General features: G+C 69.7%; 14 protein-coding genes. 11 read left to right on the forward strand and 3 right to left on the reverse strand.

All coding sequences use genetic code 11. The features are described from left to right. Window positions 1-84: 84 nt before the first annotated feature. The 5 genes from abc-f to JK363_RS27930 all read left to right on the forward strand — a co-directional run bounded on the left by abc-f (window position 85) and on the right by JK363_RS27930 (window position 4,941). Entirely contained in the window at window positions 85-1,731 is a 1,647-nt protein-coding gene (gene abc-f, locus JK363_RS27910) for a ribosomal protection-like ABC-F family protein (RefSeq protein ID WP_201878454.1), read from the forward strand. A gap of 9 nt (window positions 1,732-1,740) precedes the next feature. Then, entirely contained in the window at window positions 1,741-2,400 is a 660-nt protein-coding gene (locus tag JK363_RS27915) for a histidine phosphatase family protein (protein WP_201878456.1), read from the forward strand. 11 nt (window positions 2,401-2,411) lie between these two features. Further along, complete coding sequence (locus tag JK363_RS27920; protein ID WP_201878458.1) at window positions 2,412-3,305, forward strand: ADP-ribosylglycohydrolase family protein; 894 nt, start codon at window positions 2,412-2,414, stop codon at window positions 3,303-3,305. 203 nt (window positions 3,306-3,508) lie between these two features. Beyond that, complete coding sequence (rnhB, locus tag JK363_RS27925; RefSeq protein ID WP_201878460.1) at window positions 3,509-4,210, forward strand: ribonuclease HII; 702 nt, start codon at window positions 3,509-3,511, stop codon at window positions 4,208-4,210. 68 nt (window positions 4,211-4,278) lie between these two features. Then, window positions 4,279-4,941 (forward strand): hypothetical protein, encoded by a 663-nt coding sequence (locus tag JK363_RS27930; protein WP_201878462.1) that lies wholly within the window; start codon window positions 4,279-4,281, stop codon window positions 4,939-4,941. 81 nt (window positions 4,942-5,022) lie between these two features. Here JK363_RS27930 and JK363_RS27935 read toward each other — a convergent pair whose 3' ends face one another. Then, the gene (locus JK363_RS27935; RefSeq protein ID WP_201878464.1) at window positions 5,023-5,643 is read right to left on the reverse strand and encodes a hypothetical protein; all 621 of its coding nucleotides are present in this window, start codon (window positions 5,641-5,643) and stop codon (window positions 5,023-5,025) included. Window positions 5,644-6,036: 393 nt separating this feature from the next. Here JK363_RS27935 and JK363_RS27940 point away from each other — a divergent pair, with 393 nt between their 5' ends. The 5 genes from JK363_RS27940 to JK363_RS27960 all read left to right on the forward strand — a co-directional run bounded on the left by JK363_RS27940 (window position 6,037) and on the right by JK363_RS27960 (window position 12,365). After that, a complete protein-coding gene (locus tag JK363_RS27940; protein ID WP_201878466.1) occupies window positions 6,037-8,196 on the forward strand; it encodes a RecQ family ATP-dependent DNA helicase in 2,160 nt (719 codons plus the stop codon). Between the two features lie 911 nt (window positions 8,197-9,107). Beyond that, entirely contained in the window at window positions 9,108-9,782 is a 675-nt protein-coding gene (locus JK363_RS27945) for a helix-turn-helix transcriptional regulator (protein WP_201878469.1), read from the forward strand. Between the two features lie 190 nt (window positions 9,783-9,972). Next, window positions 9,973-10,794, forward strand: a complete 822-nt coding sequence (locus JK363_RS27950; protein ID WP_236076159.1) for a LuxR family transcriptional regulator — start codon at window positions 9,973-9,975, stop codon at window positions 10,792-10,794. 468 nt (window positions 10,795-11,262) lie between these two features. Further along, a complete protein-coding gene (locus JK363_RS27955) occupies window positions 11,263-11,589 on the forward strand; it encodes a thioesterase domain-containing protein (RefSeq protein WP_201878471.1) in 327 nt (108 codons plus the stop codon). A gap of 38 nt (window positions 11,590-11,627) precedes the next feature. After that, a complete protein-coding gene (locus tag JK363_RS27960) occupies window positions 11,628-12,365 on the forward strand; it encodes an IclR family transcriptional regulator (protein ID WP_307821890.1) in 738 nt (245 codons plus the stop codon). Window positions 12,366-12,442: 77 nt separating this feature from the next. On the opposite strand, the gene JK363_RS27965 is transcribed toward JK363_RS27960, so the two are convergent. Further along, window positions 12,443-13,228, reverse strand: coding sequence for a thioesterase II family protein (locus JK363_RS27965; RefSeq protein ID WP_201878473.1), 786 nt, complete (start codon window positions 13,226-13,228; stop codon window positions 12,443-12,445). A 303-nt stretch (window positions 13,229-13,531) separates the two neighbouring features. Here JK363_RS27965 and JK363_RS27970 point away from each other — a divergent pair, with 303 nt between their 5' ends. After that, on the forward strand, window positions 13,532-13,774 hold the full coding sequence (locus JK363_RS27970; RefSeq protein ID WP_201878475.1) for a hypothetical protein: 243 nt from the start codon (window positions 13,532-13,534) through the stop codon (window positions 13,772-13,774). Window positions 13,775-13,803: 29 nt separating this feature from the next. On the opposite strand, the gene JK363_RS27975 is transcribed toward JK363_RS27970, so the two are convergent. Beyond that, the gene (locus tag JK363_RS27975) at window positions 13,804-14,325 is read right to left on the reverse strand and encodes a DUF3995 domain-containing protein (protein ID WP_236076160.1); all 522 of its coding nucleotides are present in this window, start codon (window positions 14,323-14,325) and stop codon (window positions 13,804-13,806) included. Window positions 14,326-14,555: the final 230 nt, after the last annotated feature.

Below are 14,555 nucleotides of genomic sequence, written 5' to 3' on the forward strand. Positions count from 1 at the left end.
GAGGGTAACGCAACTGTAGTTGCATTTGATGGGTCCGGCTCTCTACTCCCGTTCTTGTCCGCTCTGCTGCTCGGAGGTTTGTCTTTGCCCACTCAGATTTCGTTGCGCGGTGTCACCCTGTCCCGGGGCGACCGCACGCTGCTCGACGACGTGTCCTTCTCGGTGCGGCCCGGTGAGCGGGTGGGCATCGTGGGGGAGAACGGCGCCGGTAAATCCACGCTGCTCAAGGTGCTGGCCGGGAGCGAACCGTCCGACGACGGCGTGGTGGTGACTGTGGCCGACGGCGGCACGGGACATCTCGGCCAGACACCCGAGCTGCCTTCGGACCGCCTGGTGGGGGACGCGATAGACGCCGCCTTGGCCGAGGTGCGCGCCATGGAGCGCGGACTGCGCGAGTTGGAGGCGGAGCTCGGTGGCTGTGCCCCCGAGGTCCTCGCCGAGTACGGCGATCTGCTCACCGCGTTCGAGGCGCGTGATGGCTACGAGACGGACGCCCGGGTGGACAAGGCCCTCCATGGCCTCGGGCTCGGTGACATCGGGCGGGACCGGCGGCTCGGCAGCCTGTCGGGCGGTGAGCAGGCCCGGCTCGGACTGGCCTGTCTGATCACGGCCGCGCCCGAGGTGATGCTGCTCGACGAGCCCACGAACCATCTCGACGGTGCGGCCCTCACCTGGCTCGAGGACGCCCTGCGGGCGCACCCCGGCACGGTCCTCGCGGTCTCCCACGACCGGGTGTTCCTGGAGCGGGTGGCGACGGCGATCGTCGAAGTGGATGCCGACCGGCGCGCCCTGGTGCGCTACGGCGGGGGCTACGGCGGATTCGTCGCCGAGCAGACCGCCGCCCGCCGCCGCTGGGAGCAGGCGTACGAGCAGTGGTGTGGCGAGACCGCGGCGCTGTCCGAGGCCGCCGCGACGGTCGCGCGGCGCGTCGCCCCGGGCCGGGGGATGAAGGACGGCAACAAGGTAGCCTACGACCGGGATAAGGGGCGGGTGCAGTCCTCGGTCTCCAGCCGGGTGCGCAATGCCCAGGAGCGGCTGCGCAGGCTCCAGGAGGACCCCGTGCCCCGGCCGCCGGAGCCGCTGCGGTTCACCGCGCGTCCCGCGACGGGTGGCGAGACCGGTGTTCTGGTCGGTCTCCACGATGTGCGGGTGGGTGACCGGCTGGCGGTGGACGGGCTCACGGTCTCCGCGGGCGAGAGGCTGCTCGTCCACGGCGCCAATGGAGCGGGCAAGTCCACCCTGCTGCGGGTCATGGCCGGGGCGGAGCAGCCGGACACGGGCCACGTGGTGCGGAGGGGCCGGATCGGCTATCTCGCCCAGGAGATACCGGTCGCCCGGCCCAGCGAGCGGCTGCTGTCGGCCTTCGGCCGCGGGCTGCCGGGGACCCCGGAGGAGCAGTCGGACCTGCTGCTGTCCTACGGGCTCTTCCGGGCGCGCGACCTCCATGTGCCGGTGGGGTCGCTCTCGGCCGGTCAGCGGCGCAGGCTGGCCCTCGCCCGGCTGCTGGCCCGCCCCGCGGATCTGCTGCTGCTCGACGAACCGACCAACCATCTGGCGCTCGGCCTGGTGGAGGAGCTGGAGCAAGCGCTGACCCAGTGGACCGGCGCGCTGGTGGTGGTGTCGCACGACCGTCTGCTGCGCAGTCGGTTCACCGGGCGTCTGTACGAGATACGCGACGGGCGGCCCAGGGCGGACGAAGGGAGCGAGGCGCGCGCCGCGGGCCCGAACTAGGGTGGCGACATGGCAAGACCCCTGCGCATCGTCCTCATACGGCACGGAGAATCGGAGGGAAATGTCGATGACACGGTGTACGAACGCGAGCCCGACCATGCGCTGAGGCTCACCGAGCGGGGGAGGCGCCAGGCGCAGGAGGCGGGCAAGCGGCTGCGCGCGACCTTCTGCGAGGAGCGGGTTTCGGTCTATGTGTCGCCGTATCGGCGTACCCACCAGACCCTGACGCTGCTCGGTCTGGACCCTTCCCTCACCCGGGTGCGGGAAGAGCCGAGGCTCCGCGAGCAGGACTGGGGGAACTGGCAGGATCGCGACGATGTGCGGAAGCAGAAGGCGTATCGCGACGCCTACGGGCACTTCTTCTACCGCTTCGCGCAGGGAGAGTCCGGTGCCGACGTCTACGACCGGGTGGACGCCTTTCTGGAGAGTCTGTGGCGCAGCTTCCAGGACCCGGCCCATCCGCCGAACGTCCTGCTGGTCACCCATGGGCTCACCATGCGGCTGTTCTGTATGCGCTGGCTGCACTGGACCGTGGCCGAATTCGAGTCGCTGTCGAACCCCGGGAACGGCGAGACCAGGTCCCTGCTGCTCGGCCCTGATGGGCGCTACCGCCTCGACCGGCCCTTCGAGCGCTGGTGCACCCCGGAGCCGTACGGTCTCACCGGCTAGAGTGCCCAGCGATGACCGCTGACCGTTTCCACCGGGCCCTCGGGAGCCTGCGCGGGCTGTCCGTGGGCGATGCCCTCGGCTCCCAGTTCTTTGTCCCAGCCAACTATCCGTTCCTCAAGAGCCGCAAGCTGCCTCCCGCCCCCTGGCAGTGGACCGACGACACCGAAATGGCGTGCTCCGTGCTGGCCGTCCTGGCCGCGCACGGGCGGATCGACCAGGACGACCTCGCCCGGTCGTTCGCGGAGCACCACGACTTCGACCGGGGCTACGGTCCCGCCGTGAACCGGATGCTCCGGCTGGTCAGGGAGGGCGGCGACTGGCGCGACCTGGCTGCCGCCCTGTTCAACGGGCAGGGTTCCTGGGGCAACGGCGCCGCCATGCGGATCGCCCCGCTCGGCGCCTGGTACGCGGGCGATGTGGAGCAGGCCACCCACCAGGCGGAGGTCTCGGCCTACACCACACACCAGCACCGTGAGGCGGTGGCGGGTGCGATGGCGGTGGCCGCCGCGGCCGCGCTGGTGGCCGACCCCGAGGGGCACAGCGGGCCGGAGGATCTCCTGGACCGTGTGACCGAGGCCGTGCCTCGCAGCGCCGTGCAGGCGGGGCTGCGCCGCGCCCGCGACATGCTCGACTACGCGGACGCGGGCACCGTCGCCGCGGTGCTCGGCTGCGGCCGCCGTACCAGCGCCCATGACACCGTGCCGTTCGCCCTGTGGGCCGCCGCCCGCCATCTGGGCTCCTTCGAGGAGGCGTTCTGGCGGACCGCGCAGGCGGGCGGCGACGTGGACACCACCTGCGCGATCACCGGAGGAGTGATCGCTGCCGCGCCCTCGGGAGCACCACCCCGTGACTGGCTGGAGCGCACCGAGGCGCTGCCGGGGTGGCTTCCGGCGCCGCCCGCCTGACGCTCGAAACCGCCGGGCCACCTCACGGCGGCCCGGCACTCGGCTCCGCGGCCGGGGCCGGGTGAACCGGCCGCCCGCGGCGTCGCGTTGGGCCGGAAGGCCACCGAAGCCGCCCGGGAGGTGGCGGGTGGCACCGGCCGGACCCGGTGGCCGCCGATCCGGCTTCCGCAGCTCCGTACGAGCGGCGTAATGTTGTCCTCGCCATGGCCTACGAACCGCCCACCCACAGTGTCGAGCGCTCGCTCCGCGCCACCACAGGAGCAAAGATCGTCGTCGGTGTCGACGAGGTCGGGCGCGGGGCATGGGCCGGTCCGGTGACGGTCTGCGCGGCGATCACCGGTCTGCGGCGCCCGCCGACCGGGCTCACCGACTCCAAGCTGCTGAGCCCCAAGAAGCGCACAGCACTGGCGCAGGAGTTGGAGACATGGGTCACCGCACACGCCCTGGGTCACTCCTCTCCCGAGGAGATCGACGATCTGGGGATGACGGCCGCCCTCCGGCTCGCCGCGACACGGGCGCTCGACGGACTTCCGGTCCGTCCGGACGCGGTGATCCTGGACGGAAAGCACAACTACCTCGGCTCTTCCTGGACGGTTCGTACGGTCATCAAGGGCGATCAGTCCTGTGTGGCCGTCGCCGCCGCCTCCGTGATCGCCAAGGTGCGGCGGGATGCGATGATGGCCGAACTGGGAGCCGCCCACGCGGACTTCTGCTTCGGTGACAATGCCGGATATCCGTCCCCCGTGCACCGCGCCGCTCTGCGGGAGCTGGGGCCCACCCCCCACCACCGGCTGTCCTGGGCCTATCTGGACGGGCTGCCCCGGTGGCGGCACCTCAAGCGGGTGCGCATCGCACCCGAACCGGTCGGGCTGGAGGCCGAAGGCCAACTCGGCTTCGACTTCTGAGCAGACCAAGCGGTTAAAACCGCCACCCGCCGATGCGAATCGCACCGACGTTTGATAGACATCAGCCCATGCCTCTCATCCCCGAGGAGCCTCAGATTCACGAGAGTGTCCCGGGTCCTCGCGCGACACCGGCCGCAGGCCGCACCGCGCCGACCCCTCGTCCTGTCCCTGGTCCCGGCCCCCGGCCTGTCCCGAGGCGGCCTGGAAGCCCCGGTCCGAGCCGCGGTACCGCCGGGACCTCGTCGGCTCCGTCGCAGCGCTCCACGAGCGATACGACGAAGCCTGTGCCGACCGCTCCGGCGGCTCCGGCTGCCAAGGCCGATCCCGCTGCCGCCGCGACGGCCGCGCCCCAGATCCAGCTGATCCCCGCTTCGGTGGACGGCGCTCTGGACGCGGCGGACGAGGCGGTCGACCTGCTGCTGGACTCCGGTCGGGCGCCTGGTGACATCCTGGTGCTGACCACCGCGGACCAGCATCCGTGGGCGACCCACGAGTTGTCGTTCGGCGAGGCGTCCTACTGGGCGCAGCACGACGCCGGTGACGACGTCTTCTACGCCGCCGCGGGCGCCGACCGCGCCAAGGGCCGTCCGGTCGTGGTCGTCGCCGTCAACGGCGGGGCGGACGACGCCGTCGCGCGGGCGCTGCCGGACGCGACGAGCCGTGCCGGTGCGTTGCTGATCGTCTGCGGTGATCCGCAGCGCATCAACACCCTCATCGGCGCGGGCGTCTGATCTCGCACGTCCTCGTACGCCCGGTGCCCGGCAGTCTCTGTCCCCGGTGACGGAGCTGTCCGGCGTCCGGCCGGACGCCGGCTACACGGCCGCGGAGTGGCTGAGCGCGTCATGCGCTCCGCTATGGGGCTGCGACAGCGGTGCGGCTTTGCCGTCGCCGGTGGCGGTGATGTCGAGCGCGGTCCGGAGCGAGGCGGAATGCGGCCTGCGGCCGCTCCGCCCTTCGCCGAGGATCTGCCATCCCTCGCGGGTCAGCGTGATGTACGCACCGCAGCGCAGGCCATGCAGGGTGCAGGCGTCCCGCAGCCCCCACATCCAGGCGCCGTCCTCCTGCGTCCACTGGCTCTCGCCGTCACGGCAGTACAGCAGCACGGCCGTGCGCACCGGTGTCCGGCGCCGCAGATCGTGCGGGATGACCCGGCGCAGCTGGGTCAGCAGCGCGTTCCGGAACTCCCAGCCGTCGGCGGCGGCAGCGCCGGTCCGGGAGAACGACGCGCTGGCCGTGAGCCGTTCCTCCGGGTCCAGGACCGCTACGACCGCCGTGGACGGTGTGGGCAGATGGCGGCTGTGCAGTCCGGTGACGACCTCGCGCGGATTGCGCAGCAACGGAATACCGGCGGCGGCCCATTCCGAGGGTTCGAGCATCCGCCCCAGTCGGGAAGCGGGATCGGCGGACGGTGGCGGAGTGAAGCCGAAGGTCACGGTCCTCCCTTCGTCAGCGCGCCCAGGGTCCGTGCGAGGCCGGGCACGGGCGCAGGCCACGACACTGCCCCAGCGGGACCACGGACTGGCCGGGGCGGGGAGCTGAGGACAATTCTCGCGGCCGGGCCTCCGCGCGGCAATGAGCAGTTGACGCCACTGACCGATTTACGTTGGTGCGTGTTCTAAATTCCTGGCCCGTTCGCGGACCGGGCGCGGGCGGGCGTCGTTCACCCCCGTACCGCGAGGACCAGGGGAAACACTTCTGTCGCCCCGGCCCGCCGGAGCAGCCGGACGGCGGTGGCCGGCGCTCTCAGGGGCTGTGGACCGTTCGCGAGCAGCCTGTCACGCTGAGTGAGTTGGCCGACTGTCAGTGCCATCCGGTTGCATGGGGGCATGGACGCTCTGGAGCTGCGCACCGAAGCCGACGCCATCCTCGCCGAGCTCGTCGGTGACCCGGGGGATGCGGCGCGATTGCGCGAGGACCAGTGGCAGGCGGTGGCGGCTCTGGTGGAGGAGCGCCGGCGTGCCCTGGTGGTGCAGCGCACCGGCTGGGGCAAGTCGGCGGTGTACTTCGTCGCCACGGCTCTGCTGCGGCGACGTGGCTCCGGCCCGACGGTGATCGTCTCACCGCTGCTGGCGCTGATGCGCAACCAGGTCGAGTCGGCGGCGCGGGCCGGTATCCGGGCGCGCACCATCAACTCGGCCAATCCGGAGGAGTGGGACACCATCCACGAGGAGGTCGAGCGCGGCGAGACCGACGTTCTCCTCGTCAGTCCGGAGCGTCTCAACTCGGTGGATTTTCGCGACCAGATGCTGCCCAGGCTCGCGGCCACGACCGGTCTGCTGGTGGTCGACGAAGCGCACTGCATCTCCGACTGGGGACATGACTTCCGGCCCGACTACCGGCGACTGCGGGCGATGCTCGCCGAGCTTCCGCCCGGCGTGCCGGTGCTGGCCACCACGGCGACGGCCAACGCGCGGGTCACCGCGGATGTGGCCGAGCAATTGGGTACCGGCGCCGGAGAGGCCTTGGTGCTGCGCGGCCCGCTGGAGCGGGAGAGTCTGAGGCTGGGTGTGGTCCGGCTGCCGGACGCCGCGCACCGCCTGGCCTGGCTCGCCGAGCACCTGGACGAGCTGCCGGGCTCCGGGATCATCTACACGCTGACGGTGGCCGCGGCTGAGGAGGCCACCGCCTATCTGCGGCAGCGCGGCTTCCAGGTGGCCTCCTACACCGGGCGCACGGAGAACGCCGACCGGCTCCAGGCCGAGGCCGACCTGCTGGAGAACCGGGTCAAGGCGCTGGTCGCGACATCGGCGCTGGGCATGGGCTTCGACAAGCCGGACCTGGGCTTCGTGCTCCATCTCGGTTCGCCGTCCTCGCCGATCGCCTACTACCAGCAGGTCGGCCGCGCGGGCCGCGGCGTGGCCCACGCCGATGTGCTGCTGCTGCCGGGCAAGGAGGACGAGGCCATCTGGCGCTACTTCGCCGATACCGCCTTCCCGCCCGAGGCGCAGGTTCGACAGACCCTCGCGGCCCTCGCCGATGCGGGACGGCCGCTGTCCGTGCCGGCGCTGGAGGCATCGGTGGACCTTCGGCGCAGTCGGCTGGAGACCATGCTCAAGGTGCTCGACGTGGACGGGGCGGTCAAACGCGTCAAGGGCGGCTGGACCGCCACCGGCGAGCAGTGGGTCTACGACGCCGAGCGGTACGCCTGGGTCGCCCGACAACGGGCGGCCGAGCAGCAGGCCATGCGCGATTACGCGAGCACGTCCCAGTGCCGGATGGAGTTCCTGCGCCGGCAGTTGGACGATGAGGGGGCAGCCCCGTGCGGGCGCTGCGACAACTGCTCGGGCGCCTGGGCCGATTCCGCAGTTTCGGCGGAGACGCTGACGGCGGCCGCGAAGGAGCTGGATCGCCCGGGTGTCGAGGTTGAGCCGCGTCGCATGTGGCCGACGGGGATGCCCGCACTGGGCATCGAGCTCAAGGGGCGTATCCCGGCGAAGGAGCAGTGCTCCACCGGGCGCGCCCTGGGGCGGCTCTCGGACATCGGCTGGGGCAACCGGCTGCGCCCGCTGCTGGCTGAGAACACGCCCGATGGGCCGGTCCCCGACGATGTCCTGCGGGCCGCGGTGGCCGTCCTCGCCGATTGGGCGCGCTCTCCGGGCGGCTGGGCCTCGAATTCCCCGGACGCCTCTGCCCGGCCGGTGGGAGTCGTCGCTGTGCCATCCCTGGCCCGTCCGCAACTGGTCGGTTCCCTCGCCCAGGGAATCGCGACCATCGGCCGCCTCCCCTATCTGGGCCCCCTGACATACACCGGGCAGAGCGATGTGCACGCGGCACGACGCAGCAACTCCGCCCAACGCCTCAGGGCGTTGTCAGGCGCCTTCACCGTCTCCGAGGACCTGGCCGGTGCGTTGGCGGGCCGTCCCGGTCCCGTCCTGCTCGTGGACGACTACACCGACTCCGGCTGGACCCTCGCAGTCGCTGCCCGCCTGCTCCGACGGGCGGGCAGCGAAGGGGTGCTTCCGCTGGTTCTCGCTGCGGCAGGCTGAGCTTCCCCTGCTGTGGGTGCGATCAACTCGTCGCCTGTGCTGTGGCGGGCCGTGCGCCATGTTTGTGGGATCAACTTTCCCGGCACCGAGGGAGGGAAGCCCCGTCGAAACAGGAGAACACATCGAGTCTTCATTCCCCGTTCTCCTGATCCATCCCGATACTCAATTCCCCAGCCCGCACTTTTATGACCTTGAGTGGGTGATGTCGGTCCGATTCTCCTGAAACGATGCTGCCGATCCGGCTGGAGGCCGTCGTCCATTTCGGATGCGGGAAAGGGCCGGGAGATCGCTGCCGCGCCCGGATGGGGCGAGCGTTCGGTGGAGCGTCGGCTTCGTCCGTGGCGGGAGTGCCGTCCGGCGGATGGCCGGGCGAAGGTTCACCGGGGCGTCCACGGCTGAGCGAGGACCAAATGGCCATATATGAGCAGGGATTGGGGGAGGATCGTGGGTGGGCGGACCAGCGGTGGACGCTCGAGGCGGTTGAGCCGTGGAAGCGGGAGGCGTGGCCGCCTTCGCTACGTGCTGCGATACTCTGATAACGCGGTGCACCCTATCTGGGTGTGATTAATTCCGGTTGCCCTTCTGGGCGTGCAACTTCCTGACACTTTGTGCTCGGCAGTTCCTGCCCGGTCTGGAATGGGAGAGGTTGGCTATGCTGGATACGTCCGGCTGTCAGGTATCTCGTTGACTGGGGCGGGAACGGCCGATTAATATCTTTGATCGACTAAGCTCCAGGTATGTTTCGCAGCTGATGGGCCCACCTGTGGGTCTAATTGCCGCGCGGCGCATTAGCTGCATGGGCAACGAGGTTCGATTAACGGGGGTACGGGGGCGTGGTACGGGACGATCACGATCATCGCGTGGAGCAGGCGCTTTTGCAGGCCGACGCTTTGGTTGAATACACAATATCTTTGCGTCGACAAGCCGAGGGGTCGGAACTGATCTCGCGGGTCGACGGTCGGGCCCTCGAGGAGACGGTGGACCAACTCCTCTTTGGCGTACGGCACTCGGTGGAACTGGCCGTGATGAGCGGCGGCGTATTCGCGGACCGGGTCACGAAGGTGCTCGCCGAGCGCGCGAGCCTCGCTCCCCGACTCGTGGTCCGAGGGCTCTGGTCCGCGGAGGCCGTGCCCGACCTGCTGGATCTGGGCGAGCGACTGCGCCACCTCCGCATGGAGATCCGGGTCGCTGAAGGCGAGCTGCGTGAACTGCTCGTGGTTGACGGGGAGGTGGCGCTGGTGCGCGCGGACTCCCCGGAACTCCCGCTGGGGTACGCGGTGACCGTGCGGGACCCCGCAGCTGTCAGAGTCCTGGAGCTGCTGTTCGCCGGCGCCTGGTCGGGTGCCCGTCGGCTGTCCGCTCACCTCGGTATGGGGGAGCGGCTGCGCACGGACCAGTCACGTGCGATTCTCGCCAAGCTCTGCGCCGGGTACACCGACGAGGAAGCGGCGGGGGAGATGGGTGTCTCGCTGCGCACGTATAGGCGCCGCGTAGCGGAGATCATGGGTGAACTTGGGGCGACCTCGCGTTTCCAGGCCGGTTTGCGTGCCGGGGAACTGGGACTGCTGCGGGACAAGGCCGTATAGGCGGCGAACGACGGGCGCCGGGGCGCGCGCATGCCGGGGCCCCGATGCCGGAGGTCCCGGCTCGACGGCCCGGCAGTACATGCAACAGACCATGCAAGAGGAGCGAGGAACGGATGCACTGGGTTCCGTGTGGCCGCTATCGATGGAAAGACCCCGGCCGCCGGGTGTCCATGGCGGGTGAGTTGGGGCCATGAGCACCAGGGGAGGAGCCGACGGAGGCGTTGAGGACGTGCTCCGTCAGGTCCGCGAGTTGATCGACGCCGCGGTCACCCAGCACCGGGGGCAGCTGGCCGGCAGCCGACTCATCAACACGGTGGACGGCGGGTACGAGGAAATCCTCCGAATGGCCAAGGAGTTGATCGACGGGGCCGAGGAGACCATCGACATCATCCATGGCCGTGACGTGAGGCTGGAGGGCTATCCACCGGATGCGCTGCGCAGACTCCTGCGCAGCGACCTCGACACGATCCGGGTGCGGGTCCTGAGTGCCCCGGCACTGCTGGACGAGGGGTTCGTGCAGGAGCAGGTGGGGCGCGAGCGGCAGGTGGCGATCAAGGTCGGTCGAATCCCTCCGATCCAGGCGCTGTTGGTGGACGGAATCCGGGCACTGGTGGTGGCCGAGTCCGCGCTCGGGCGCCGAGCCTCGGTTGTCGAGGCGCCGGAGGTCCTGCTGGCGCTGCGCACCCTGATGGAGGGTGTGTGGCGCGGAGCTGTGCCGGCGCACGAACGCATCTCGTTCGGGGACCAGGCCCGAGCCGCCCAGGCACGGCAGATCCTGGGGTTCCTCCGCGAGGGTGTCACCGACGAGGTGGCCGCCCGCGAGCTGACCGTATCCGTGCGTACCTACCGGCGGTATGTCGCGGAGATCATGACGCTGCTCGGCGCCCGCTCGCGCTTCCAGGCCGGGGTACGAGCGGCGGAACTCCGGTTGCTCGCCACGTCCTGGACCTCTGGCGCGACAGGGCATGAGCCGCGCTGGCAGACGCCGGGAAGGCGTGTGGCAGCTTCCTGAAAGTTTCGTTGCCAACCGGCGATCGCACACAGTTGTATGGCATACGAGGAGGGCGCATTCGGCCCCAAAGGACGTTCCCTCCTGTTCGGCGGCTTCATCCCCCGTAAGTCGCTGGAGCACGGGCCCGGAGTCGCTGGAACGGCTTTCCGGGCGCTGTGCCTCTTCTTCCCTGTCGTGCAGTGAACTCTGTTTGCCAGGTGATTCGATGAAGGGTTATGCGATGGTGGCGAACAGGTCGCCTTGATGTTTCCCGGACAGGGCACACATCGCCAGGGGATGGGTAAGCCGTGGTGGTTCGGCGAGGGCATCGCCGACATCCTCCTGCCGCTCCCGATGAGAAACTGCACTACATCGGTTCGGCCCAACTCACCTTTGTTTTCGAATTCATGATGGAACCATCGCCAATTGCGCAGCGCCCGGCCGCGCCGGGCCCAACGAGCGATGGGCGAGCGAGGAGACCGGAGCACCATGCCAGCAGGTACCCCAAGCGACTGGCTGCGGCGGTACGCCACCCAGGGGCCGTGCAGGCAGCGTCTGCTCTGCCTCCCGCACGCCGGGGGATCGGCCGGCTTCTTCCACTCCTGGGGACATGCCTTCGGGGACGACGTGGAGGTGCTGGTGGCCCGCTACCCGGGACGGCGGGAGCGGATCCGCGCCCCCTTCGTGCACCGCGTCGCCCTGAGCGCGCTGCTGGGGTTCGACCTGGTGGTGCTGCCCGGCGGCCACTTCTATCCGACCGACCAGCGGGCGGCCCTGATCGACGACATCCGCACACGACTGGCGCCGGTCCGGTGAGCACCGTAAGCCCGCATCGGCCGGCGAGCGGAGTCGGTGTGCTCGACAAGGCGTCCATGCTGCTCAGCGTCGTGGAGCGGGACCCGGCCACCCTCGCGGAACTGGTCGCCTGCACCGGACTCAGCCGACCGACGGTGTACCGGCTCGCGTTGGCCCTGGAACGGCTGGAGCTGTTCGCCCGGGACGTCAGAGGCAAGTTTGTCCTCGGGCCACGTCTGGCCACCCTCTCGGTCGAGACACACCGTGATCGCATGGTGCGGATCGCGGGTCCGGTGCTCACCGAACTCAGCGACTCCACCGGCCTCGACGCCCGGCTCTTCAGGCGACGTGGGGACATCCAGGTCTGCGTGGCGGTCGCGGACCGCGGCGACACCCGTGATCACCTGATTCCCGTCGGCACCGCGCGGCCGGCCAAGGCCGGACCGATCGCCCAGGTGCTGCTCGCCTGGGAGGACCCCGATGAGCTCTACGAAGGGCTGCGCGGCGCCCGCTTCAGCGCCGTCCACCTGGCCCGGGTGCGCAGCCGGGGCTGGGCGCACGGGCCGAATGTCTTTGTGCCCAGCGCGGTGTCCCTCGCGGTACCCGTGTGGAGCGGAGAGGGAGGTCAGGTCCTGGCCGCGGTCGTGGTGTCGGGAAGGCCGTCCCAGGTGCCGTCGCGCCCGGGGCGTCTGCTGACCGGGGCGCTGGTCGACACCGCCGCACGGATCAGCGATGGTCTGTTGCGCTCCGCCGGGCGAGCGGGTGACGGCACGGGCCCGTACGCACCCTTCGCATAAGGCCGGGAGTGCGCAGCCGCGGCAGCTCCCCGTTCATGAGAAGCTGCCGTCGGCTTCACTGACTGCCGGGCGCCCGATCAGTAGGTGGCCACGGGCCGGGCGAACGCGGTGAGGCACTCGCGGACGACCTCGGCGACTGCGTCCCACTGATCGCTGAGGTAGAAGTGGCCACCGGGGAAGAGCGTCAGCTCGAAGGCGGCGTGAGTGTGGTTCTCCCAGGCCCGGACCTGCTCCTCGGTGGCGGCTACGTCCTCCCGACCGGTCAACGCCGTGATGGGGCAGGTCAGTTCGGGCCCCTCCTGGTGGCGGTAGGTCTCGATCGCGCGGTAGTCGGCGCGCAGCGAGGGCAGGATCATCTCCACGACCTCCTGGTTCTCCAGGAGACCGGCCGCGGTTCCGTTCTGCCGCCGCAGCTCGTCGATCAGGGCGGCGTCGCCCCGTTCGTGTAGGTTCCGCGGCGGGTAGGACACGCACGGCGCACGGCGGCCCGAAACGATCAACCCGAGCGGGCTGTGTTCGCCCTGCCGCTGCATACGGCGGATGACCTCGTAGCCGACGACCGCACCCATGCTGTGCCCGAAGAACACCAGGGGCCGGTCCACCCAAGCCTGGATCTCGTCGTGGACACGATCGGCGAGTTCGGCGATGGTCACGCACGCCGGTTCATGGCGGCGGTCCTGACGTCCCGGGTACTGCACGGCCAGCACTTCGGCTGCCTCGCCCATCTCGGCCGCCAGGGGGTGGTAGAACGATGCCGCTCCGCCCGCGTGCGGGAAGCACACCAGGCGAACGGGCGCGTCCTCCTGCACCGCGGGACCGACGTCCTGTATCCACACGCTGTTTCGGTCACCGATGTGCGCCATGAATCTGGTTCCTCTCGTTCGGGTGGCCCGGGTGGCTCACTCCGTCTCGGTCGTGTCGGGCGAGCCAACAGGTGAACCGCCAACGCCGCCGACGTCGGGTAGTTGAAAATGATCGCCGCCCCAACGTTTCCCCTTGCGCCAGTGCCCCACTGGTCGGCGCATGCACATGGCGATCGGCCAACTCATGGGCGGATGCGTTCCGGGGTAACCACGACTTCTGGCCCGGCGAAATGTGCGCCGTTGACAACAGGACCTCAGTAACCCTGCGGAACCTTAGTAACCCTTGCCGGGGTAGACCTTCATATGTCCGGAACCTGCCAGGCGCAGATTCTTCCGCTGTCAATCGAAGAAGCGATGCGCTCCACCATTGGTTCGCCCGTGTTTGCGGACTCGCTCATGATTGAAGCACTGGACGAGTTCGGCCTCGAGGTGCGATACGTGCGCGCCGAGGGCAACACGCTGTACCACTTCGCCGACGACGGCACCGAGGCCGGGGTTTTCGATGCTGCCGGCGGCGACGCGGCCCCGGCCGGAACGGGCACGTGAGGAGCCCTTGTGAGAACGGGGCCGCGAGGTCAACGCCTGCTCGCGGCTACCGCGACGATGCCGCTCAGCGCGGCGAGTGCCACACATAGGGGCGAGTACAGGAAGGTGTTCAACCGCTGGAATTCGATGGCGGCTCCGGAGTTCATGAAGTACCCACCCAGGCCACGGACGAGCAGAACCGCCGCCAGGCTGTACATACCCACCAACCGCAGCCATCCCGGGCCGATGCCCGGGATGGACTCATTGACCATGAGAGTGAGCACAGCGCCACCGATCAGTGCCAGACCGATCACAAAGGTGGTCGGTCCCGGCGGCATCACGCCGTCGTCGGTGCCACCAATGGTCTTGGTGAACGTCATCACGTCTTTGAACGGCCAAGGGGAGAACGACCAGATGAAGTGCAGCACTCCGATTGCGACCAGGGCAATCGCCAATCCCATAGGAGCCACGGTGCGGACCATATCCAGTGCCTCCAACTCAATGCCAACGCGCGTGCGGAATGCATACGGCAACGGCACTTCTTCCACACGTAGTTGGCCGTACAGGTCCATCTCTCGCGCCACGCGGTAAGGGGCAACGGGGCGCATTGATTCCTGGTGGAAGAGAACTCACGGGCTGGCTTCGTAAGCATGATGCTACGCCGCCTGGATGAGGGACACGCACGTGCAGGGTGCGAAGTGGCTCACACCGCCGCCATGCGACAAGGCGACGTGGCTCAAGGCAAGTTGATGTCACGTCAGCAGGGGTGGCGGTGACGTGAGGTGACTCCCGGGGTGTGGAC

The organism is Streptomyces coffeae (assembly GCF_016741875.1).
Lineage (GTDB): Bacteria > Actinomycetota > Actinomycetes > Streptomycetales > Streptomycetaceae > Streptomyces > Streptomyces coffeae.